The 23,167-nt window shown below is 69.3% G+C and carries 19 protein-coding genes, 1 tRNA gene and 1 pseudogene; 11 read left to right on the top strand and 10 right to left on the bottom strand.

All coding sequences use genetic code 11. The features are described 5' to 3' along the window. Positions 1 to 74: 74 nt before the first annotated feature. Complete coding sequence (locus H504_RS40895; RefSeq protein WP_157440263.1) at positions 75 to 1,898, top strand: fibronectin type III domain-containing protein; 1,824 nt, start codon at positions 75 to 77, stop codon at positions 1,896 to 1,898. 157 nt (positions 1,899 to 2,055) lie between these two features. Further along, positions 2,056 to 4,008, top strand: coding sequence for a hypothetical protein (locus tag H504_RS0107425; protein WP_026422269.1), 1,953 nt, complete (start codon positions 2,056 to 2,058; stop codon positions 4,006 to 4,008). 394 nt (positions 4,009 to 4,402) lie between these two features. On the opposite strand, the gene H504_RS0107430 is transcribed toward H504_RS0107425, so the two are convergent. Then, the gene (locus H504_RS0107430; protein WP_026422270.1) at positions 4,403 to 5,002 is read right to left on the bottom strand and encodes an ANTAR domain-containing response regulator; all 600 of its coding nucleotides are present in this window, start codon (positions 5,000 to 5,002) and stop codon (positions 4,403 to 4,405) included. Positions 5,003 to 5,145: 143 nt separating this feature from the next. Here H504_RS0107430 and H504_RS0107435 point away from each other — a divergent pair. Next, positions 5,146 to 5,219, top strand: a tRNA-Leu gene (locus H504_RS0107435). Positions 5,220 to 5,620: 401 nt separating this feature from the next. Here H504_RS0107435 and H504_RS40900 read toward each other — a convergent pair. Next, positions 5,621 to 5,764, bottom strand: coding sequence for a hypothetical protein (locus tag H504_RS40900; protein ID WP_157440264.1), 144 nt, complete (start codon positions 5,762 to 5,764; stop codon positions 5,621 to 5,623). Between the two features lie 560 nt (positions 5,765 to 6,324). Between H504_RS40900 and H504_RS0107445 the strand changes: the two genes are divergently transcribed. Both H504_RS0107445 and H504_RS0107450 read left to right on the top strand, forming a co-directional pair. Further along, a complete protein-coding gene (locus tag H504_RS0107445; protein ID WP_026422272.1) occupies positions 6,325 to 6,717 on the top strand; it encodes a hypothetical protein in 393 nt (130 codons plus the stop codon). Positions 6,718 to 6,738: 21 nt separating this feature from the next. Beyond that, positions 6,739 to 7,155, top strand: a complete 417-nt coding sequence (locus H504_RS0107450; RefSeq protein WP_026422273.1) for a hypothetical protein — start codon at positions 6,739 to 6,741, stop codon at positions 7,153 to 7,155. 57 nt (positions 7,156 to 7,212) lie between these two features. Here the strand turns inward: H504_RS0107450 and H504_RS0107455 are convergent, their stop codons facing one another. From H504_RS0107455 to H504_RS40905, 4 genes and pseudogenes are all read right to left on the bottom strand, one after another. Next, positions 7,213 to 8,103: a DUF4436 family protein gene (locus tag H504_RS0107455; protein ID WP_026422274.1), complete on the bottom strand. Its 891-nt coding sequence runs from the start codon at positions 8,101 to 8,103 to the stop codon at positions 7,213 to 7,215. A 413-nt stretch (positions 8,104 to 8,516) separates the two neighbouring features. After that, positions 8,517 to 9,926, bottom strand: coding sequence for a hypothetical protein (locus H504_RS0107460; protein ID WP_026422275.1), 1,410 nt, complete (start codon positions 9,924 to 9,926; stop codon positions 8,517 to 8,519). 14 nt (positions 9,927 to 9,940) lie between these two features. Then, positions 9,941 to 10,519: a hypothetical protein gene (locus tag H504_RS0107465; RefSeq protein ID WP_026422276.1), complete on the bottom strand. Its 579-nt coding sequence runs from the start codon at positions 10,517 to 10,519 to the stop codon at positions 9,941 to 9,943. A 328-nt stretch (positions 10,520 to 10,847) separates the two neighbouring features. Continuing rightward, a pseudogene (locus H504_RS40905) lies at positions 10,848 to 11,652 on the bottom strand (IS5 family transposase). Positions 11,653 to 11,811: 159 nt separating this feature from the next. Between H504_RS40905 and H504_RS0107480 the strand changes: the two are divergent. Then, positions 11,812 to 12,069: a hypothetical protein gene (locus H504_RS0107480; RefSeq protein ID WP_035303541.1), complete on the top strand. Its 258-nt coding sequence runs from the start codon at positions 11,812 to 11,814 to the stop codon at positions 12,067 to 12,069. Between the two features lie 132 nt (positions 12,070 to 12,201). On the opposite strand, the gene H504_RS43985 is transcribed toward H504_RS0107480, so the two are convergent. Then, a complete protein-coding gene (locus tag H504_RS43985; protein ID WP_425394041.1) occupies positions 12,202 to 12,366 on the bottom strand; it encodes an RGCVC family protein in 165 nt (54 codons plus the stop codon). Further along, entirely contained in the window at positions 12,353 to 13,489 is a 1,137-nt protein-coding gene (locus H504_RS0107490) for a N(5)-(carboxyethyl)ornithine synthase (RefSeq protein WP_026422280.1), read from the bottom strand. The genes H504_RS43985 and H504_RS0107490 overlap by 14 nt, the downstream gene beginning before the upstream one ends. Before the next feature lie 529 nt (positions 13,490 to 14,018). Between H504_RS0107490 and H504_RS0107495 the strand changes: the two genes are divergently transcribed. From H504_RS0107495 to H504_RS0107505, 4 genes are all read left to right on the top strand, one after another. Beyond that, complete coding sequence (locus tag H504_RS0107495) at positions 14,019 to 16,394, top strand: phosphoketolase family protein (protein ID WP_026422281.1); 2,376 nt, start codon at positions 14,019 to 14,021, stop codon at positions 16,392 to 16,394. Positions 16,395 to 16,585: 191 nt separating this feature from the next. After that, positions 16,586 to 16,813 carry a hypothetical protein gene (locus tag H504_RS43990; RefSeq protein WP_425394042.1) on the top strand — a complete coding sequence of 76 codons (228 nt, stop codon included), beginning with the start codon at positions 16,586 to 16,588 and terminating at the stop codon, positions 16,811 to 16,813. Next, positions 16,735 to 19,464, top strand: a complete 2,730-nt coding sequence (gene mgtA / locus H504_RS33775; RefSeq protein ID WP_245614103.1) for a magnesium-translocating P-type ATPase — start codon at positions 16,735 to 16,737, stop codon at positions 19,462 to 19,464. Before H504_RS43990 ends, mgtA begins: the two co-directional genes overlap by 79 nt. Then, complete coding sequence (locus tag H504_RS0107505; protein ID WP_245614104.1) at positions 19,461 to 20,369, top strand: universal stress protein; 909 nt, start codon at positions 19,461 to 19,463, stop codon at positions 20,367 to 20,369. The genes mgtA and H504_RS0107505 overlap by 4 nt, the downstream gene beginning before the upstream one ends. Before the next feature lie 215 nt (positions 20,370 to 20,584). Here H504_RS0107505 and H504_RS33780 read toward each other — a convergent pair whose 3' ends face one another. Continuing rightward, positions 20,585 to 21,439 carry an SPFH domain-containing protein gene (locus H504_RS33780; RefSeq protein WP_051385605.1) on the bottom strand — a complete coding sequence of 285 codons (855 nt, stop codon included), beginning with the start codon at positions 21,437 to 21,439 and terminating at the stop codon, positions 20,585 to 20,587. 41 nt (positions 21,440 to 21,480) lie between these two features. After that, a complete protein-coding gene (locus H504_RS40915) occupies positions 21,481 to 21,957 on the bottom strand; it encodes a DUF5994 family protein (protein WP_157440265.1) in 477 nt (158 codons plus the stop codon). Positions 21,958 to 22,325: 368 nt separating this feature from the next. Here H504_RS40915 and H504_RS0107525 point away from each other — a divergent pair, with 368 nt between their 5' ends. Next, positions 22,326 to 23,150, top strand: a complete 825-nt coding sequence (locus H504_RS0107525) for a DUF72 domain-containing protein (protein WP_026422284.1) — start codon at positions 22,326 to 22,328, stop codon at positions 23,148 to 23,150. Positions 23,151 to 23,167 lie beyond the last annotated feature (17 nt).

Genomic DNA, 23,167 nt, shown 5'->3' on the forward strand with positions numbered 1-23,167 from the left:
CGCGTGCTACACCGGACCCAGGTTTCACATCATGCGTGGACCTGGGCGCCGCCAAACGGGTTACGGTAGCGGGCATGCGTCCGCGGACCCGGTTGCTGGCCTGCGGTTCCGCCGCGGCGGCCATCGCGGGTGCCGTGCTGGCGCTGCGCGGCGGGGACAGCGCGCCGCCGCCGGGCCCGGTTCCGCCGCCGCGGCCGCCACAGGTGACCCGGTACGCGGCCGACGATGTCGTACTGCCCGCACCCGGCGAAGTGCCGGATACTCCGCGTGATCTCCGCCTACTCCCTTCCCCCGGTAGGTTGGTTGTTTCCTGGACCGGTTCCGTTCGAGCAACCGGTTACCAGGTGAACTGGGCGATCGGGGGACAGCGATCGGGTGGGCGGCTGGTGACCACTGAGGACACCCAACTCGACGGACTCACCGACGGTCAGAAGTACCTGGTCGAGGTACGCGCGGTGGACGCGTTCGGCCAGGTGTCGACCCCCGCGTCGGCCACCGGCGTCCCCGGACCGGGCGACCCGGCCTGGCGGACCGGGTTGACCGGGTTGTTGGACGACTTCCCCGATGATTCCTCCCTTCGAGCGGACACAGTCGGGTCGTCGTGGCACCTGTCCGGCTACCGAGGGTGCGTTGATCTGGGTGCGCGGGCGTCGACCGAGATCGGACTGCCGATAGATCTGGGTTGCGGCGCGGACGAGGCCGTGCTCCGCGCCCGCAGACCGATGACCCTCACGTCGTCCACATCGGACCCAATGTTGGGTCGGGTGGCGGTGCTGACCGACGCCGCGGGACCCGGCGGTCGGCTGACCCTGGACTTGGTCCCCGGCCCCGCCGACCGGGTGGGGCCGGACTCGGCGCTGCCCGCCGGGACCATTCGGGGCGAACTGGACGACGGCGGCGCCCGAGTCCTGCCCGGTGGTTCGTTCGTCGCCGCGCCGGGCCCGCGCGGAGCCGGGGCACTGCACCTGGTGGAACTGACAGTTAGCGCTACCGGCGTGACGTTGTCGCAAGACGGCCGAGTGGTGGCGTCGTCGTCGGTAGTGCCTACCTGGCGGGATGCGTGGGTGTTGATTGGAGTACGTGGACCAGAAGGACGCCGCGTGCGGATTCACCTCGCGTCGGCGGGATTCACCGGCCCTCCGGGCCCAGTTCCGCAGGTAGTGGAAACACCGGTAAGTCTTGCCACACGACAAGTATTGGATCCCGACGCGATAGCACCATCTGCAGGCATTGTTCGTAGACCGCTAACGACAGCACTATCCGCACGGTTGATCGTCACCATGGCCGTCTCCCCCGGGATGGAAGTGTCCTCGACGCGGATTCAATTAGGCACGTATTCCTTGCCCGCGCGCCCAGCGGTGCTGTCGGACGGGGTGGTCACCGTCATCGCCGACGTTCCACGGGCGCTGCTGGGCGCGAACGGCCCGGACCCCCTCACCCCGCTCGTCGTACGAGCCGCAGGCGCGGGACCGGGCGCCCTCGTCCAGGAGAGCTACCTGGAACTGGTCCCCGCACCCGACGGCAGCCCCCGGACCACCACCCAACCCGCGCGCACCGACCGGCAGCGCCCCACCACCGACGCCCTGCCCACCGCCACCCTCACCCTCGGCGACTCCGCCGGTCACCCCGCGGAAACCCCCACCGAGGGACGACTGGTCATCACCGTGACCATCAGTGGCGTCACCGCCCAGTGGGACACCGGCGCCCTCGAACCCGTCGCAGGCTTCCAACTCTGGCTCGACGGCCGGATGGTGGCCGCCCTCCCCACCGGCGGCACCGCGGGCGGCCGCTACGCCATCCCCGTCACCGCCACCCCCGGCGACCACAGTGCCGAGATCCGCGTCTTCGGCACCGCCACCGGCCGCGGCTCCACCCTCACCCAGTTCGCCGTCAGGTAAGGATCTTGCCCGTGGCGCGCGATCCCGGTTGGTTGTGCGACAACGGGTCACCGTCGGCCACCACCGGATCGGGGTGTGGCGAACCGGCGACGAACAGCGGGTGAAACAGGCTCGCGTCCGGGGTGCGAACAGGCCCGGTCGACCTAGCGTGCGGTGCATGATCAGTGTGCGTCGCCTGGCGATGGCCAGTGCGTTGTGTGTGGTCTCCCTGCTCGTGTCGGTGAACCCGGCCGGAGCTGTGGGGAACGGGGTGGATCCGACCGTGACGGCGATCCGCGAGCCCGTGAGCGGTCAGCTCGTCGACGACTGGAAGCTCGCAGGTCGGGCCAGCGCGTCGGGGGTGCAGGTGGCGCCGCAGTGGGTGTTGACGACTCGGCACGCGCCCGGGGCGGTCGGTGGGAAGTTCACCAACGCCTACGGAACCGCGACGATCGACGCGGTCACCTCCTGCGCCACCTCGAGCTGCGACCTCAGCCTGTCCCACCTGACCGCGCCCCTGTCCGCGCCCGCGTACCCCGACCTGCTCGACAACGGCCTCCCGCGCCTCGACGGCACCGTCGCCGGTTCCGCGCTCGTGGTCGGTATGGGCGGCGGCAAGCTCACCGCGGGGTGGACGACCCCCACCGGCATCCCCGAGCTGTCCACCCTGGGTGCCCCGCCGACGGCGATCTCCGGTGACAGCGGCGGTCCCGCCTTCTACCACCGCCCCGGCGACCCGACCGGGCACCTGTTCGGCCTGATGACCTACGCCTCGCCGGGCGTGATCAGCGGGGTGCCGCAGTTCAACGCCGACGCGAAGGCGTTCATCACGGGCGTCGCCGGGACCGCGGTCCGCTGGACCACCTTCGACCAGCTCGGCCCCAAGCAGGTGCGGCCCGAGGCGATCACCGACTTCACCGCGACCGCCACCGCGACCACGATTCGGCTCAACTGGAACGCGGTGACCGCCGCGCCGCCCGTCACCGCGTACACCGCCGTCTTGGTCAACCCGGACAACGCCGCCGACCGCAAGGTGGTGCGCACGACCGGGACCACGGCCGCCTTCACCGTGGCGACCGGCGTCAAGTGGGCGGCGTTCGTGCTACCGGAGAGCGTGAACGGGCAGGCGTTGGTCCCTGCGGGCATGAACTCGTCGGGCACGGTCGTGACCTACATCTACTCCCGGTACGTCGCCGCCGCGGCGGCACCCGCGAACGCGGTCCACGACGTCGTCGTCACCGCCACCCCGGACGGCTTGCGCGTCGAGTGGGAGCGCGGGGCGGGCGCGGTGGCGGACGTGAACCACACCGAGGTCCGGCTGTGCCGCGGCAGCGACATCCAGTGCGTGGCCCCGTTCTACCGCGTGGACACCGAGAACCCCGCCGTCGACATCACCATCCCGGACGTGGCCTACGCCGACCACTTCATGCTGTCGCTGACCGACCGGAACCTGGTCGGCGCGGCGTACCCGGTCACCACCGTCGCCACCTACCTGCCGCTGCGGGCACCGCTCCCGGCCCGGTCGGTCTCGGCGCACCTGACCGACACGACGTTGACGTTCGGCCTCGACCCGCGGGGCGACGACCCGATCACCATGTTCCCGCTCGGCCGCTACCGCCAGCACGCCACACCGGACATCTACATGGTCAGCTTCCTCGACCTGCAGGGCCGCAAACGCAGCCTCCCCACCGTCGACGTCGCCACCAGGCCGGCACTGGACGTCGTCCTGGCGTCCGCGAGGCTCACCCCGGGCCGCTACGACTTCACCTTCACCCCGTACAACTGGATCTGGGGCCAGGGCACCCCGATCACCCTGTCCGTCCCGGTCGGCACCCCCGGCGACTACTCGGTCGCGGCGAAGGTGCCGCCCACCCCGGTAATCACCGGCGCGAACCCGATCACCTGGACCCAACCCACGCCGACGGCCACCCAGGCCCCGGTCGAGGGCTACCTGCTGGCCGAACAGGTCAGCGGTCAGGTCTACGAGGTCGGCCCGGACACCCGCGCGTTCGACCTGGGCTCGCTGCACCTGCAGTCCACCCAGCGCTGGCAGGTGATCGCGGTCAACTACGACTCCGGCCAGTCCCTCCCGGCGACCGGCCCCGAGGTCGACGTCCCCATCCAGGACTGAGTCCACGCCCGGGGCCCACGCGCACACGGCGTGGGCTCCGGGCACGACACAGTGGACCCACGTGACGTTCCCGGGCCGCGCGAGACGGTTGGCGGCCACCGCGAATAATCCACTAAGGACATTCGCCCGGACGTTCCACGGGAGGGGCAACGGTCGTTGGGTGTCGCAAGGCCGAGGCCCCCAAGACGCGCACACTCACCCAGCGCTGAATTGCTCGCTCCCACCGCCATGACATTCTCGACTCCACGACGAAGCTCACCCGCGACGACGCGAACACGTCGACCAGCACGGTCCCGGTCCAACCGGCGGGCCGAGACCGGTCTTGATCTCGTCCCGGTGAGGAACCTTCCCGATCCCCGGGACGACGGCCGCACATTCACTCCATCGAGCGACGTCAGGTGATGTTCTCCACGACCGCCTCGGCGACGGCCTTCATCGTGGTCCGGCGGTCCATCGCCGTCCGCTGGATCCAGCGGAACGCCTCGGGCTCGGAGAGGCCCTGCTTGGCCATCAGCAGCCCCTTGGCCCGCTCGATCACCTTCCGCGTCTCCAACCGCTCGGTCAGCCCCGCGACCTCGTTCTCCAACGCCTGCAACTCGGAGAACCGGCTCACCGCCAACTCGATCGCGGGCACCAGGTCGTGCTTGGCGAACGGCTTCACCAGGTACGCCATCGCCCCCGCGTCCCGCGCCCGCTCCACCAGGTCCCGCTGCGAAAACGCCGTCAACATCACCACCGGCGCGATCCGCTCCCCCGCGATCATGGTCGCCGCGTCGATCCCATCCATCTTCGGCATCTTCACGTCCAGGATCACCAGGTCAGGCCGCAACTCCCCAGCCAGCCGCACAGCCTCCTCGCCGTCCCCCGCCTCCCCCGCGACCTCATACCCCTCTTCGCGCAGCATCTCCACCAGGTCGAGCCGAATCAACGCCTCGTCCTCGGCCACCAGCACACGACGGGCAGTGGGCTGGGCCTCGGCAGCCACCTCGGTCACCGGGGTCCTCCTCAGATCACGACCAGAGCCTGCAGCCTACCGCCAGACCCCCACCCACCCCCGCCCCACCACACGTGACCGCGCCAACACCCAACCCCCACCCACGCCCCACCCACCCACTCCCGTAAAGTCACACCCCGCACGCCCCCGTAGCCCAACCGGCAGAGGCAGCGGACTCAAAATCCGTCCAGTGTGCGTTCGAATCGCACCGGGGGCACTCGCTCTGGGTGAACCGTGTTCGTGGAAAGCGCGAAGCGGGACGCTCGTCGGTTCTTTTGGGGTGCGACCCCAGGCCTGCCTGGAGGGCTGCGCCCCGGACCCCGACCGGTGGGCGTGTGGATGCGGTACGAGCCGCTCGGTCCGGCCGGTTGTTGTTCGATGAGGCTTGTTCAGCGGCGTAGGAGTAGAGGCCGATGACGGCCGAGATGGCCGTGGTGGGCCGCCGGTGGTCGGTGTGAAGGTGGATCAAGGTGAGGATGCCGGACCGGACATATCCCGTGTCGCCGAGCAAGTCCGCCGCAGATACGCCAATGTCACCACCACCGACCGGAACAAGCCCAGGATCGGCGGCCACCCGCCACTGTTCTCCACGGTCGCCCGGTGGATGAGAACGCACAATCACACGCCGGACAACAGGTTCACCGAACCGCTTCGACGCAACCTGGCCGTCCCCGCGGTCTGCGTGCCCTCGCCCGACAGCAGCGCCCGACAGCACTGCGACCGCTGCTCACGCGTCTGTCCGCCACCCGCGTCCACGCTCATCAACTCTTCCGTTCCCCTGCTGTACGAGCCCTGAGCTTGACCTCCACCCAGTGACCTTGAGCGTCCGGTCCAGCAACCAAAGTGATGATCATTCATCGATGGTCACGGCGAATCCGAGTCGGTCTCTCCTTCGGGTGGTGGGTCTTGGGTTGGGTCGCCGTGGGTGTTCGGCGTTGCTAGGTTCGGCACGGCAATGCCTGCTTGGCGGTTCGGCGGCGGGGGCGTTCCGCTGTGCCGATCCGTGTGGACGGCGTCTGGGAGGCGCGTTCGGATGTGTGCGGCGATCGGTTCAGGGTGCGCGGTGAGCACCGCAGGGAGTCTGCTTCCGGCCGGTCGACGAAGAGCATTCCCCAGAGCAGGACGGTAGGACGCCACGGCCCAGGTGTGAGTTCCTGCTTGCCGTCGCGATTCCGCCTGCTCCACCGTGGCTTGCGTGGAGTGATGTTGTCGGGACCACGCGTGCGACTGGGGCGACGTTCCCACCTGCACCGCGAAACGCCTCCCTACATGAAGTCTTCTCCTGACCCCCACCGGAACCGAAACACCGACCAAGGAGAGACATGTTCAGGAAGATCCTCGCGACGGGGTCGATCGCCGTCGCCGTCGTCGCGCTCACGGCAGGGACCGCCACGGCCGCGATCCCGGACAACGTGGACGCGCCCTATGCCCGAGCGGCGGTGATGGTGAAGGCCGACGGGACCGTCCTCAAGGCGAAGGGGGTGGACTCGGTCGTGCGCAAGGACGTGGGCAGGTACTGCGTCACGTTCACCGACAGCAGGCTGGTGCCCGGAGAGGTCATCCCCACGACCGCGGCGCTGACCTGGGACCGCTTCATCGCGGTCCCGACATACGCGACCGCCTTCTGCGACAACGACCGCCGGGTGTTCGCCGTCGGGACCAGCGACAACACCAAGGCGTGGGCCGACAGCGGGTTCACCCTCGTCATCAACTGAGAGCAACAGATGGGAAGTCAGATGCCGGGAAAGACCCGAGTCATCGCGTCGTTGGTGGCGACGCTCGCGACGGCAGGCCTCACGACGGTCGCCGCGGCGGGTACCGCCGCCGCCGATGATCCGGCGGTCGCACCATACGCGTCGTACGCCGCTGTGGTGGACAAGGACGGCAAGCTGTTGCGCGGCAAGAACGTCGAGCAGGCGAAGCGTACCGACACAGGCCGGTACTGCGTGAAGTTCAAGGCCCCCTTCGACGCGAACACCGCCATCGTGTCCGCGACGCTGAACTTCTTCGCATTCCCGGGGTCCATCCGGGTTAGCCCCGGGGCAAGCAAGCGCTGCGACCACGATGCCCGCTCGGTGTACGTCGCCGCGGTGAAGCTGGATAACGGCGCGTTCGTCTGGAGTGACGCCGGATTCACGGTGGTCGCCTCCTGATACCGCGCACCGACCGCTCGGCCCGACCCGTCGGGTCGAGCGGTCGGCATCGCCGTATCAGCCCGTCGGGTCGTCGGTTTCGCGGCGGGCTTGGCGGAGCCAGGCCAGGGACGCCAGGGACATGCAAATGGCGACGGTGAGCAGGGCCCAGAAGAAGACGATGAAGTCGCTGAGGGTGCCGACGGGTGGGGTGTCGGGCATGGAGTTGCGGATGCCGGGGATGGCGAACAGGAGTGCGGCGAGGGAGGCGAGGGTGGGGAAGCCGATCTTGTGGGTGGCGACGGCGCGGGTGACCATGCCGACGGTGACCACGACCAGCAGGACGAGCACCAGCATCAGGCCGAGGGCGAAGGTGATGATGGGTGCGGAGCGGGTGGCGGTCATCTCCAGGCGGACGTCGCCGATGTGGGTGTCGGGCAGTGGTGTCGCGGTGGCTTTCCAGTCGTGCAGTCCGGCGCGCAGGTCGATGGTGATGGGTACCGGGTCGCCCTTGGGGTCGGTGATGGCGACTTCCAGTGGGATGTGGTGGGTGTCGAACGGGTAGAGCGAGGTGTCGCCTTCCGCGGTGAGGGTGGCCTCGCGCAGGGGCATCCACTGGCCTTCGGCGAGTTCGGTGGTGTGGTTGCCGCCGATCTCGTCGAGGGTGAAGCGCAGCGGGGTGGCGAGGCTGCCGTCGGGGTTGCGGTAGCGGCCTTCCGGGCGGGCGTCGACGCGGACCTTGTAGGCGTTGTCGTCGGCGTTGATCGTCAACAGCGTGACCTTGACGCTGACCCGGTCCGCGGTGGTGCTGGGGTCGGAGGTGATGATCTGGCCGCGGCCGGTGTCGCTGCTGAGGAAGGTGAACAGGATCACCAGGTAGGCGGCGGTGAAGGCGATCAGGATGCCCAGCGCGAGGCCGATCCTGGTGCGCCGCTTGGGTTGTGTGGTGCTGGTGGTTCCCTCAGTCACGCCCGATGTCCTTTCCGGATTCCCGTTTTCGCGAACACGGTCTACCGGTTCCCCGCCGGGTGGGGGCGCAACGACAAGCGCGGATCAGCCGACCGGGCGGGATTTCACCCGACCAGGTGGCTGGTGAGAGCGGCCGGGCGGTGGGATCAGGCGCCGACGGTGAAGGCGACGGTGTAGCGGCCGAGAGGGGACGTCCGGATCGGACCGCAACACGGCGTCGGCCTCCGCGAGCGACGCACGGGCGATGCGCAGGGCTGCCACTTGCTCGTCCTTCACCTGGAACGTCCACCGCACACCGACGAAGTGCCGCCGCCAGCCCGGGAGCCCGGTCAACGTCAGCCGTCCGCGCTCTGCTCGGTCACCACGAGAAGGTGATCTCCCCGGCCGAACGGGCCCGGTGGCAGGTGGACTGGTCAGGTGAGGGCGTCGGCGAGGCGGCGCAGGGAGGTGCGGCCGTTGCGGCGGTACATCTCGGCGCCCATCTCGACCCAGTCGCCGACCTTGTTGAGGCTGCCGTGGCCGATCTCCAGACCGGTGCCGGTGTTCTCGGCGACGTCGACCGCGTCGTCGTCGACGGCGAGGCCGACGGCGGTCGGGATCTGGGTGGCCAGGTCCACGGTGCCTTTGATGATCTTGGCGGCGGTCTTGCCGTGCTTGGCGCCTGCGCCGACGAGCTTGGCCGCGCGGGGGCCGAGGTACCCGGCGATCTTGCCGACATCGGCCGAGGACTTGGCCGACGCGGCGAGGAACGCCCGGCCCGCGGCCTTGGAGGCAACGGACACCTTGCCGACGGACTTCATGGCGAGCTTGCCCGCCTTGGCGGCCTTGCCGACGGCACCGATCACCGGGAGCGCCCCGAGCAAGTCGGCGCCCAGGCCCGCGATGGTCCCGGCGTCCCAGTCGCCCTTGAGCGCGGCGTCCACCGTGTGCGCGGCCAACGCACCGGCGGCGGTGATCAACGCGACCGGTCCCATGATCGGCGCGAGCACCGGGATCATGGCGAGCACACCGGACACCGCGGAGACAATGCCGAGGATGTCGCCGAGGATGCCCCAGCCGGTGGACGCCGCGGCCTCCGCGGCGGCCTTGGCGAGCAGGTAGTCGTACTCCGCGCCGCGGGTGTCGATGAGCCGGTCGAACTCGCGGTCGATCAGCAGCGACTGCAACTGGTACTCGGCCTGCACCGCCAGCACCAGGTCCACCAACGCGCGTACCGCGTCGTGCGGGATGCGCTCGGGACCGTAGCCGACATCCTTGAACCGCCACATGTCACAGGTGAAGGAGTACCCGCCCCGGGCGAGAGACCCGACGACCCCGAGGTTGCGGGCGACTTCCGGGTCACCGAAGTCGATGATCGCGCCGCTGTTGTACTGCACGAGGGACGGGCCGACCGAACCCATCATGCCCCAGCCGTCATCGCCGAGTTCGTCCAGCAGCTTCTGCCGCTCGGCCGCAGCTTCCGCCGCCCGCGCGTTCCACCCGTCGGTCAGGCTCTGGGTGAAGGCGTCGATCGCCTCGGCCGCCTCCGTCGACGATTTCCGCAGTGCGGCGAAGTCGGCGTCGAGGCGACGCAACGCGGCGAGGATGCGCTCCTCCTGGTAGAGGTACACGCGGATGAGCTGCTCGATGCGGTAGCGGTCCTCGTCGCGCAGCGCGTCCGGTTTCCACCCCCAGGTCCGCAGCGACATGTCCTCGCTGCCGGTGAACATGTTGAGCTTGGAGTGCAGCGCGGCGACGATCTGGTCGTCACCACCCGCCTGATAGCCGAGCCTGGGCATCGGGAAGTTCCCGTTGCCCTCCTTGATCGTGTACAGCGTCCGCACGTCCTGGCCTCCGTTCAGGCGAACTCGACGGTCTTGCACACCGCGCCGACGATGTCGACGCACTCCTCCCACTGCGGGATGTTCTCCGTCGCGACCGCGAAATCGGCCATGGCATAGCGCTCGGGGATCGGGACGAACACGTGCATCTGCCGCACGAGCGTGGGACCGCCACCGTCGACCAGCAGGTTGACCGGCTTCTCGACCTTGGCCTCCTCGGTGAGCACCACGGCGTCACCGCACGGCAGCCGCACCACCCCGACCTCCGCGTCCGGGTAGATCGCCCCCATCGTCCGCGCCAGCCGGTGCACCGTCTGCTCGTTCGCCAACTCGCTCGGCCGCGCGGTCACCGTCAACATGATCGAACTCAGGTGCCCCTCGCCTTCCGGCGCGCACAGCAGGATGCCCGCCCACACCGCGCCCGCGGCGGCCAACATCTCGTACATCGCCTGCTGCGCCAACACCGCGTGCGCGATCTGCTCATCCGACGGCTTCGGGTCCAACGCGGTCAGCTCGTCCAACAGCTTGTTCGTGTTGTCCTCGGCGGACACCAAGAAATCGATCTCCCGGAACTGCTCCGGAACCGAGAACGACATCGGCAACTCGGTACTGGGCGCGGCAGACGGCGACACAGTGGTCAACTCCCTGGGCGAAGCGGTACACGCTGACACCGCCCAGCCTGCCCGCGCCCGCAGGCGGGCTCATCCGCCGGGCGACGCCATCACCCGATCCCGCCACGAAGACCACACGTTCCGACGACAACGACCTCGGCCCCGATTGGTCGTGTGAACAGGTTCCGGCAGGCGCAACGTGGACGATCGGCCGGACCCGGAGACTGCCATCATCGACGTCCCGGCATCGCTCATCCGCGCCCACCGATCAGACCCGAACCGCTGACTCGTGGACGGTCACTTAGAGTGCGTCTCACGTGGCAAGTTTCTTGAAGCAGACGAGTGTGGCGGCGAGGTGGTTGCGGGCGTGGCGTTCCCGGCGGATGGCGAGTCGGCGGTGGCCGTTGGTGAGCCGGGCCAGGGTGCGTTCGACGACCCGGCGGTGGCGTCCCGGCTTCTGCGAGGTGTCGACGCCCTTGCGGGCGATGCGGACCATGATGCCGCGTTCGATCAGCCACTTGCGGAGTTCTCGCACGTCGTAGGCTTTGTCGGCGTGGAGTTTGTCCGGTCGGGATCTTCGCCCGCCGCGTGGTTGCCGTATCCGGGGTATCGCCTGGACCGGCGGGCGCAGGGCGTGGTGGTCGTTGAGATCGGCCGCCGACACCCCGACGACCAGCGGCAGTCCGGCGCGGTCGGTCAGGACGTGGATCTTCGAGCCGGTTTGGCCCGGTCGACCGGGTTCGGACCGGTCAGCGATCCCCCTTTGTCGCCCTCACCGCGGCGGCGTCGACCACAACACGCGACCAATCGAGCAGACCCCGCTCGCCGAGCCGGTCAAGCACCGCGTGGCGGACCCGAGTCCACAACCCCGCCCTGGTCCACTCGGAGAACCGCCGATGCGCCGTCGGCACCGTGACCCCGAACGAGCGCGGCAACATCCGCCACGCGCACCCGCTGGTCAGCACGAACACCATCGCGGTGAACACCGCCCGATCATCCAACGGCGCCGTCCCACCACCCTGCGGACGCACAGCGAACCCCGGGATCAACGGCTCCACCAACCGCCACAACTCGTCCGGCACCAACCGCAACGACAACTCATCCACACACAAGATCATCCCACACCAAGACCAACCACGCGAGACAGGGCCTTAACGTACTTGGGTGTCGCCTCATCGGCGCTCACACGATCGGGCTATACCTGTGCGTCGCGCGACGAAAAGGCCCCCGAACCTCGCATATCGTGGCGCCGCTAGTCCTATCGAGAGGAGATTCTTGTGACTGTCTTGTCCCGGTTCGCCTGCGGACTGTTGGTCGCGGCGGCGGCCGTACTGGCAACAGCGGGGTCCGCGCTCGCCGACGGCGGTCTCGACGTCAACTTCGGCGTTGGCGTGAACGCGGCGAACAACTGGAACTTCGCCGCCGCGTCCGTGTGCTTCCAGGAACTCGCGGTCGTCCCGGTCGGCGGCGCGTGGAACGGGAACACGGTCAACCACTGCGTCAACGGCAACGTCCTCGACCACAGCGGACGATAGCCCTCGGTCCCCACCGGTTCATTGGCTCAGCGGCGCGTCGATGGTTGTCGTGCGAGACGTGGTCGCTTGCCACGGCCGGACTCGCTGCGAGTGGCCGTGTATTCGGCGTGGCCAGTTCGCCGGTGTCGCTCGTCACCGGCAGATGCAGGCCCGGGGCAACGCGGAAGCCTTGGTCGCGGTGCAGTAGCGAACGCCGATGGGGTCGTGGTCGTGCCACGGGTGGGGGCACACGGCACAGTTGTCGGCGGCGTCGACAGGGGCCACCGGTGGGGCGGTCCGCGGCTCAGACACGGGCATGCGGGTACTCCGATGATCGATGTTGGAACGAGAGGATGCGGGGGTTCAGGATGGTTCCCTCGCGGATCTCGATGGCGCGCCGGATGATCTCGCTGGAGTCCCAGGCGCCGGTGAGAACCGGGCGTAGATGCGGGAGCAACGCCTCACTGATCTCCCAGGTCGCGGAGTTCCACAGGTAGGACGGGCTGTGGTCAACACCGTAGTGGCGCACGTGGTCCCCCAGCAGGAAGTCCGGCTGTGCGAACGAGGTGGGGCGGGCCCACTCGAAGCCCATTCCCGCGTCGCAGGAGACGTCGACGACCAGGGTCCCCGACGCCAACATGGACAGATCGTCGTTGGTGAGGAACACCAGCGGCGCGTCGGTGTCCTGGAGCACACAGTTGACGATGATGTCGTGTCCGGCGAGGAATGCCGGCAGCGGCACGCGGCCGTCAGCGGTGAAGGCGTGGCCGCGTCGCGAATCGGCGCCGTCGTGGTCGAAGTGGATGATCCGCGCGGAGTGGATCGGCGAGCTGACGGCCGCGACGCCGCGGTTGGTGAGGATGTTGACCTCGTGCACCCCGAGCGCGTTGAGAGCCGTCACGGCACCTCGCGCGGTGGCACCGAACCCCATCACGACGGCGCGCAACCGTCGCCCGTAGTCACCGGTCGAGCCGAGCAACTGCATGGAGTGCAACACCGAGCAGTAGCCCGCGAGCTCGTTGTTCTTGTGGAAGACGTGCAGGCCGAACGAGCCGTCGGCGGTCCAGTGGTTCATCGCCTCGAAAGCGATGAGCGTCAGCCGTCGTTCAACGGCGAGCTGGGTGAGTTTCTCGTCTTGGACGCAGTGCGGCCAACCCCACAGCACCTGCCCTTCCCGCAGCTCCGCGACATCGTCGGCGAGCGGCTTCGGCAGCAGGATGACATCACATTCCGCGATGAGCTCCTCGCGCGAACGCACTCCCGCGACGGATGCCGCGAGTTGCTCGTCGGAGACGCCGAAGCGTTCCCCGTAGCCGCGCTCCAGGTAGACGCGATCCCGCAGGTCCGCGTCGATCCTGTCCAGGTGCAGCGGGTGGATGGGAAGTCGGAGTTCGTGCTCTTTTCGGGAGTGGGCGATGACGCCGAGGCTGAGCTGGTCCACGTGTGTCCTGTTCCTCGGTGGGCGGCGCCGCCCACCGGACGGGGCCGCGGTAGGACCCAGGCGTCGGGCGCCGTGGGTTCTCCGGGTGGTCCCCAACCACCACGACAGTCCTTTTTGGACTTGCGGGAGAACGCGAGTCCCCACGCCGGGTGCGGCAACGGGATTCTCGTCGAGATGCGCCATTCGCCGATCCCCCAGGTTGAGGTCACACCGGGGTCCAGGGCACTTGCACACGACAGTACACCCCTGCGCCGGGAAAGCCCCACCTCACTTCCCGCCAGGTGATCGGGTTCGGCTCGCCCAGGGCATCGCCACTGACCTCGGTGGCGCACGTCGTCACGTCGACGGCTTCATCACGTCGGAGTACAGGCAGGGGCGTAGGCTTCGTCGCGTCGATGGCGACTCGTGTACCCGCGGTCGAGCCGCCGTTCCCGACACCGCCTGACCTCGCACAACCCATCACCGCCCCGTGCCCCCGGACGGCGACCGTGCTACCAGCGCACCGCGCCCCCGAGGAGTCATCGTCGTGCTGACCTCCGCCGCCGGACCCGCCACCGGCCTCACCCGTGAGGATGTGGAACTGGTCGACGCCTATTGGCGTGCGGCCAACTACCTCTCGGTCGGACAGATCTACCTGCTGGCCAACCCGCTGCTGCGGGAGCCGCTGCTGGCCGAGCACGTCAAACCCCGGTTGCTGGGGCACTGGGGGACCACCCCCGGCTTGAACCTGTTGTACGCGCACGTCAACAGGATCATCATCCGCCGCCACCTCGACGTGCTGTACGTGACCGGACCAGGTCACGGCGGTCCCGGCCTGGTGGCCAACGCGTACCTGGAAGGCACCTACAGCGAGGTGTACCCCGACATCGGCGAGGACGAGGACGGGATGCGGGCGCTGTTCCGCCAGTTCTCCTTCCCCGGCGGCATCCCGAGCCACGTGGCACCCGAGACGCCGGGGTCGATCCACGAGGGCGGTGAACTCGGGTACGCGCTCGTGCACGCCTTCGGCGCGGTGTTCGACAACCCGGATCTGGTCGCGCTCTGCGTGGTCGGCGACGGTGAGGCCGAGACCGGTCCGCTGGCGGCCAGTTGGCATTCCACCAAGTTCCTCAACCCGGTGACCGACGGCGCGGTGCTGCCGGTGTTGCACCTGAACGGCTACAAGATCGCCAACCCGACCGTGCTGGCCCGCATCCCGGAGACCGAGCTCGCCGCGTTGATGCGCGGCTACGGCTACGAGCCGCACTTCGTCACCGGTGACGACCCGGCCGAGGTGCACCGACTGCTCGCCGCGACGCTGGAGACGGTGTTCGACGACATCGCCGCCATCCAACGCACCGCCCGCGGCGCGGCGACCGGAGGTCGTCCGGTGTGGCCGATGATCGTGTTGCGCACCCCGAAGGGGTGGACCGGCCCGGAAGAGGTCGACGGCGTCCAGGTGGCGGGGACGTTCCGGGCGCACCAGGTGCCGCTGTCGCAGACGAGGACGAATCCCGAGCACCGCGCCCTGTTGGCGGAGTGGTTGCGCGGCTACCGCCCCGAGGAGTTGTTCGACGACACCGGGCGGTTGCTGCCCCACCTGCGTGCCCAGGCGCCGACCGGCACCAAGCGGATGAGCGCCAACCCGCACGCCAACGGTGGCAGGCTGTTGCGCGAGCTGTCGATGCCGGACTTCCGTGACCACGCCGTGCCGGTCGACCGTCCCGCGGTCGAGTCCAGCGAGGCGACCAGCGTGCTGGGGGCGTTCCTGCGCGACGTCGTGGCGGCCAACACCGACCGGTTCCGGATCATGGGTCCGGACGAGACCGCGTCGAACCGCCTTGGCGCGGTGTTCGAGACGACCGACCGCGCGTGGAACGCGATCACGGTGCCCGGCGACGACCACCTCGCCCCGGACGGGCGGGTGATGGAGGTGCTCTCCGAGCACCTGTGCCAGGGCTGGTTGGAGGGCTACCTGCTCACCGGCAGGCACGGGTTGTTCAACTGCTACGAGGCGTTCGTGCACATCGTCGACTCGATGCTCAACCAGCACGCCAAGTGGCTCAAGACCAGCCGCGGCATCCCGTGGCGGGCGCCGATCGCCTCGCTCAACTACCTGCTGTCCTCGCACGTGTGGCGTCAGGACCACAACGGGTTCTCCCACCAGGACCCGGGGTTCATCGACCACGTGGTGAACAAGAAGGCGGAGATCGTCCGCGTCTACCTGCCGCCGGACACCAACACCCTGCTGTCGGTGACCGACCACTGCCTGCGCAGCAAGGACTACGTCAACGTCATCGTCGCGGGCAAGCAGCCCGCGCTGACCTACCTGGACATCGACGCCGCCATCGCGCACTGCGCGCGGGGGCTGGGCATCTGGCCGTGGGCGGGCACCACCGACGGTGAACCGGACGTCGTGCTCGCCTGCGCGGGCGACGTCCCCACGCTGGAGACCCTGGCGGCCGCCGACCTGCTGCGCACCCACCTGCCGGAGCTGCGGGTCCGGGTGGTCAACGTGGTGGACCTGATGCGGCTACAGCCGGAGAGCGAGCACCCGCACGGGCTCTCCGACGCGGACTTCGACGCGGTCTTCACCGCCGACAAGCCGGTGGTCTTCGCTTTCCACGGCTACCCGTCGCTGATCCACCTGCTCACCTACCGCCGTACCAACCACCGCAACCTGCATGTGCGCGGCTACAAGGAAGAAGGCACGACGACGACCCCGTTCGACAACGTCATGCTCAACGACCTCGACCGCTTCCACCTCGTCATGGACGTCATCGACCGCGTGCCCGCGCTGGGCCACCACGCCACCGGGCTGCGCCAGGCGATGGCCGACAACCGGGAGGCGGCGCGGCGGCACACCCGGGAACACGGCGAGGACGACCCGGCGATCGCCTGCTGGACTCTGCGGTCCGGGAACTGACGGTGCGGGTGCCAACCGTCAACGCCGGGTCGTCGAGCCCGAACCCGCGCCTGCTTGACGACGTCGCCGTGCTACGCGACACCGACCTCCCCGCCGATGCCCGCGGTCTGGTCAGGGCGCCGCGCGGCTGGGAGGAGTCCGTCACGGTGGGACACCGGATCACACACGGCCGTGCGCCTCGCAGCGGCCCGGTGCGAGGGGACGACGCTGTGCGGGCCCGCCTGCCCGATCTCGCCCCTGTGCGCCTGCTGACCTCACCGGTCTCGCTCAACGCGATCGCCTTACTACCGGGCGTGCCTTCAGTCACGTGTTCCGACACCGCGCTCCTCACCCTCGTGCCGTGTACTACCTCGACTTGCGCGATACCGCGGGAACGGCGGGAGCGCCACGGGACTCATCGCTACGGGCGATCCCGATGACCGCGGTGAAGACCGGTGGAGTGGACCGGCCGAGTGCACCGGTGGCCGAGGTGATGACCGCCGCTGCCCGTCCTGCGGGGGATGTCCTCCGTGATCTCGGCGTCACCGCCGATCAGGGCCGCACCCACGAGGACGTCGGCCAGGGGCAGGCCCGGTGGGGGCCCAACGCGGTGTCCTCGCACCGCGCCAGGCTGTTGCCGGTGCTCTGGCACCAACTCCGGTCGCCACTGCTCGGGCTGCTGCTGGCGGCGGCGCTGGCGTCTGCGCTGTTCGGGCAGCGCGGTGACGCGATCATCATCGCCGCGATCGTGATCGTGTCGGTGGGGTTGGGCTTCAGCAACGAGTACCGCGCCGAGAAGGCCGCCGAGGCCCTGCACTCCCGGATCCGCCACGAGACCACCGTGATCCGCGACGGCACCCGGTCGCGGGTGGACGTCACCGTGCTCGTGCCGGGCGACGTGCTGGAACTGCGCCTCGGTGACATCGTCCCGGCGGACCTGCGGCTGCTGTCGGCCACCGGTCTGGAATGCGACGAGTCCATTCTGACCGGTGAATCGCTGGCGGTGGACAAGTCCACCGGCCCGGTGCCGCCAGGCACCCCGCTCGCGGAACTGTCCAGCGCGGCGTTGATGGGCACGGTGGTCCGGGCGGGTTCCGGCGTCGGCGTCGTGGTCGCCACCGGCGCCCACACCCGGTTCGGCTCGATCGCGGCCGGGCTCGACACCCACCCGCTCGACACCGAGTTCCAGATCGGCTTGCGCGAGTTCTCCATGCTGCTGGTCTACGTCGCCGGGTCGCTCACCGCGGCGATCTTCGTGGCGAACGTCCTGCTGGACAAACCGATCCTCGACGCGCTGCTGTTCTCGCTGGCGATCGCGGTCGGCATCACCCCGCAACTGCTGCCCGCCGTGGTCTCCACCAGCCTCGCCGCCGGGTCGCGCCGGATGAGTCGCCGCCGGGTCCTGGTCAAGCGGCTGGTCTGCATCGAGGACCTGGGCAACGTCGACGTGCTGTTCACCGACAAGACCGGAACCCTCACCCAGGGCCGGGTCCAGTACACGCGCGCCGTCCCCGCGGCCGCCGACACTCCGGACGAGGTCTTGCGGTGGGGCCTGCTGTGCACCGAGGCATCCGCGCGAGCCGGTGGCGGCAGCCCGTTGGACCAGGCCATGTGGGCCTCGCCCGCCGCGAGCGGGCTGAGCGCGACCGTCGCGGGACGGGAGCCGACAGCGGTGTTGCCCTTCGACCACGACCGCCGAATGGTCTCCGTGCTCACCCGCGACAACTCGGGGTCGTCGACCCTGATCACCAAGGGCGCGCCGGAAGCCGTCCTGGACCGCTGCGCGGGCGTGCCACCCGGAGCGCGGACCGCGCTGGCCGCCGAGTTCGCCGCGGGCAACCGCGTGGTCGCCGTGGCCACTCGACTCGCCGGTGATCAGTCGACACTCACCCCGGCGGACGAACAGGGCCTGTGCCTGCGCGGCTTCCTGGTCTTCCTCGACCCGCCCAAGACCGACGCCGGAACCGCGCTGCGCCGCCTGGCCGATCTCGGCGTCGCGGTGAAGGTCGTCACCGGCGACAACGCCGCCGTGGCCGTCAAGGTCTGCCGCGACCTCGGACTGGCCACGGGTGGCGCGCTCACCGGCACCGACATCGATGCCCTCGACGACGACGCCCTCGCCGCCGCCATCCCCGACATCACCGTGTTCGCCCGCGTCGGTCCCGAGCACAAGGCGCGGATCGTGCGAGTCCAGCGCGGGTCAGCGGGCGGCGTCGCGTTCCTCGGCGACGGGGTCAACGACGCGCTTGCCCTGCACGCCGCCGACGTGGGCATCTCGGTCGACTCGGCCACCGATGTCGCCAAGGACGCCGCCGACGTCATCCTGCTCGACAAAGACCTCGGCGTGCTCGCCGACGGCGTCGTGGAGGGCAGGCGCATCTTCGCCAACACCATCAAGTACGTCCTGATGGGCACCTCCAGCAACTTCGGCAACATGGCTTCCGCGGCCGGGGCGTCGCTGTTCCTGCCGTTCCTGCCGATGCTCCCGTCGCAGATCCTGCTCAACAACCTGCTCTACGACACAAGCCAACTCGCCATCCCCACCGACAACGTCGACGCCGAACAGCTACGCAGACCGTCGCACTGGGACATCGCGTTCATCCGCCGGTTCATGCTGCGCTTCGGCCCGCTCAGCTCCGTGTTCGACTTCGCCACCTTCGGCCTGATGCTCTGGGTACTGCACGCCGGGCCCGAGCAGTTCCACACCGGCTGGTTCGTCGAGTCGCTGGCCACCCAGACGATGGTGATCTTCGCGATCCGCACCAGGACCGTCCCGTTCTTCCGCAGCCACCCCAGCCTGCCGCTGACCCTGGCCGCGCTCGGCGTGGTCACCGTCGGCGCGCTGCTGCCGGTCACACCCCTGGCCCACGCCCTGGGCTTCCGCCCGCTGCCCACGGCCTTCTACGCCGCCCTGGCGGGCATGGTCGTGGGCTACCTCGTCCTGATCGAGATCGGCAAGCGGTCCTTCTACCGCGCCGCCCGGGTCGTCGGACCGCCTGCGAACCCGCCGCGCGGCCGCGGGCTGCGGCGGCGCGTGGGGCGCTTCAGCACCGGCACCCGCGTGCCACGAAGAACAGGAGCTCTCCGATGAACAACGCCATGTCCTCGCTGCCGGTGGTCGCCGGGGTCGACGGGTCGGTCTCCGCCGCCCACGCAGCGCACTGGGCGGCGGCGGAAGCCACCCGCAGGCACGTGTGGTTGCGGCTGCTGCGCGCCGTCGACGTGGCCGCCTACGCCCACGCGGGCGGGTTCGGCACGCCGCAAGGGTTCTTCACCGCGATCGAGGCCGACGGCAACCGGATGCTCGACGACCTGCGCGACGCGCTGCTGCGGATTCACCCAACCCTGCGGATCGAGACCGAACTGCGGACCTCCGACGCGGTGCCCGCCCTGGTGGACGAGTCCGCCAGGGCATGCCTGGTCGTGCTCGGCTCCCGAGGGCTGGGCGGGTTCAGCGGCATGCTGATCGGCTCGACCGCCGTCGCGCTCGCCGCACGCGGGAGGTGCCCGGTCGCGGTGATCCGCGGCTGGACCGACGACGGGGCGCCCCCCTCGGTCGGTCCCGTGGTGATCGGGGTCGACGGCACGCCCACCAGCGAGCCCGCACTGGCGGTGGCCTTCGACCAGGCGTCCGCCCGTGGCGCGGACCTGGTCGCCGTGCACGCCTGGACCGAGTTCGCCTCCGTCACCGCCCACACCTACGCCCACCAGTTCGCCGTGGACTGGGACGCGATGGAGAACCACGAACGCGAAGTTCTGGCGCGGCAACTGACGGCGTGGCAGGAGAAGTACCCGGAGGTGACCGTGCGCCAAGTCGTCAGCCGCGACCGGCCGGTGCGCAGCCTGCTGGACAACGCAGAGAACGCCCAACTGCTGGTGGTCGGCTGCCGAGACCACGGCGGGTTCACCGGCATGCTGCACGGCTCGACCAGCCAGGCCCTCATCTACTACGCGTCCTGCCCACTGCTGGTGGTCCACGCCGCCGCCGCGCGGTGAACACCGACGACCCGCGAGCCTGCCCAGTTCAATGAGGTGCCTGCCATCGTGATCCTTGTCCTCACCTGGCCTCGGCACGCCAGTGGGAATGTTGGACGGACAACCGGTCGTCGGTGGTGACCGCCGCCGCGCGCGCCGATCCCTGATGGCCTCGCGTGGGAAGCCGCCAGGGACTGGATCGTGCGTGACCCGTTGAGGCAGGCAGGCGCTGTGGGTCACGTCTTGTGGTCGGTGATCTCGTTGAGCTTGGCGACGGTGGTGGCGTTCAGCACCGCGTCCTTCTGGTGGCCGTTACCCTCCACCGCCGCGGTCTCCTCGGGCTGCGTGGCCCGCTCGAAGAAGCGCAGCAGCTCGACCGGGAACGGCATGACGAGGGTGCTGTTCTTCTCGGCGGCCACGTCGACCACGGTCTGCAGCAGGCGCAGTTGCAGGGCTCCTGGCGTGTCGGCCATCGTCCGAGCCGCGTCGGCGAGCCTGGCTGACGCCTGGAACTCGCCGTCGGCGGCGATCACCCGCGCGCGACGTTCGCGCTCCGCCTCGGCCTGCCGCGACATCGAGCGTTTCATTCCTTCCGGCAGCGCCACGTCCTTGACCTCGACGCGATCGATGTGCAGGCCCCATGGTCCTTCGGTGGGCGCGTCGATGACGGACTGCAGTTCGGCGTTGATCTGGTCACGGTCCGACAGCAGGGTGTCCAGCTCCGCGCGGCCGATCACCGAGCGCAGTGAGGTCTGGGCGACCTGGGAGACGGCTGTCGGATAGTGCTGGACGTTGATGACGGCCCGGACCGGGTCGGTGACGCGGTAGTAGACGACCGCGTCGACGGTCAGCGTGACGTTGTCCTTGGTGATGGCACCCTGCGCGGGGATCGGCATGACGATGGTCTGCATGGAGACCTTCCGCATCCGGTCGGCGATCGGGATGACCAACCGCAGCCCGGGTTCCCGGATGTCCGGGAGCAGACGGCCGAAGCGCAGCACGATGCCCTTCTCGTACTGCTGCACCATGCGGACGGCGGACGCCAGCAGCAGAGCGACGAAAGCGATGGCGAGAACGATGACAACAACCATGAGGTAGTCCAAACGAGTGAACCGGAAGGGGAGAACGGGGATTACCGTTGCGGGCGGCGGGTACGCAACCGAGGCCGCAGGACGCCGCGGGTGTTCTGCTGAACGGCAGTGGGAACCACGCCCGCGGCGGCCAGGATGTCAGCCGGTCCGTCCGAGTTGGCACGCCGGGCCGCCAGCATGATGGCGTCGTGGCCTGCTTCGTCGGAGGCCTCTGTTGGCACGACGAGCAGCGTGAGCTGCCGTCCGTCCGATCCCGACACTCGGAGGACGTGCTTTTCCTGTGGGCGAAGGGCTACCAGTCGAATCACTCGACCATCCACGTCGGCGACCGGGTTCCACGCCGCGGAATCGAATGCCACTCGGGCGACGGGACCCAGCCGGATGGCGAGCACGTCGGTCAGCGCCACCAGTTCGTCGGCGAGTTCGCGTGACCGTGGCCACCAAGCGCCGTCGACGTATCCCGTCGGAGGAGCTTTGGGTTTGAGCCGAAGGCGCAGCGGCGGGCGCGGTGCGTCCACCGCGGTCTGTTGGGCGATGCCAGTGTTGATGCCAGTGTGGATGTCAGAGTGTGAGCCCGACCTCATGTCGGTGCTCCCGTCCCCGGTCGTCTCGACCGGTGTTGGGTTCGCCGAGGACGACGCCGGCTCAACTGCCGGCGTGCGAAGTGCTCTCGGTGACACCCACGCTACACCCGTCGATGGTGGACCGCGCCCGATCAGCACCGATCGCCCCGGATTTCGGCGGCCGAACCCCGTTCTCGATCCACCCCTCCGCGACGTGGGTTTCCGGGCGGATCTGTTCCGGTTGGTGTCTTGCGGCAGGCTATCGTCACTCACGAGCGAGGGGAGTTGACGACGGGGTGGCACGGCTTCATGTTGGCTGCGCGATGTGGACGCACAAGGCGTGGGGTGGGCGGTTCTTGCCGCAATCGCTGCCTGCCAACGAGCGCCTGCGGGCCTATGCGGGCTGGTGCAACGCGGTGGAGGGCAACACCACGTTCTACGCGACTCCCGCCCGGAAGACCGTGGTGACTTGGGCGGAGCAGACCGATCCCGGGTTCCGGTTCGTGGTCAAGCTGCCCAAGGTTGTCACGCACGAGCGGCGGTTGGTTGGTGTTGAAACCGAGATGCGGGCGTTTCTGGATGCGATCGAACCGCTCGGGGAGCGGGCGGTGCTGTGGACTCAGTTGCCCGGCTCGTTCGGGCCTTCGGATGTCGATGTGCTTGGTCGCTTTCTGCGCAGGCTCCCTGCCGACCGCAGGCGGGCCGTGGAGGTGCGGCATCCGGGGTTCTTCACTGACCCGAACTCGACATCGGGGCTGGAAGGGGTTCTCGCCCACGCTGATGCGGAGTGGGTGCCGTTCGATACCACGGTCTTCTTTCAGAGTCCGCCGACCAGTGATGCCGAACAGGATGCCTGGGCCAAGAAGCCCCGGCTGCCGCGGCGGACGCGGGCGCTGACTGAGCAGCCGATTGTTCGGTATCTGGGTCGGGACTCGGTCGAGGAGACGGTTGAGGGGTGGCGGCCGTGGACCGCGGTGGTCGCCGAATGGCTGCGTGAGGGGCGGTCGCCAACGGTTTTCTTGCACACCCCGGACAACAATGACGCGCCCGCGCTCGCGCGGCGGTTTTATGACGACGTGCGGGCGCTTGTGCCTGGCCTCGACGCGCTGCCTGAGCCCGAGCCGATTGAGCCCGCGACCCTGTTCTGAGTGACGTCGTGGTGGAG

The organism is Actinokineospora inagensis DSM 44258 (genome assembly GCF_000482865.1).
In the GTDB taxonomy this organism is placed as follows: domain Bacteria; phylum Actinomycetota; class Actinomycetes; order Mycobacteriales; family Pseudonocardiaceae; genus Actinokineospora; species Actinokineospora inagensis.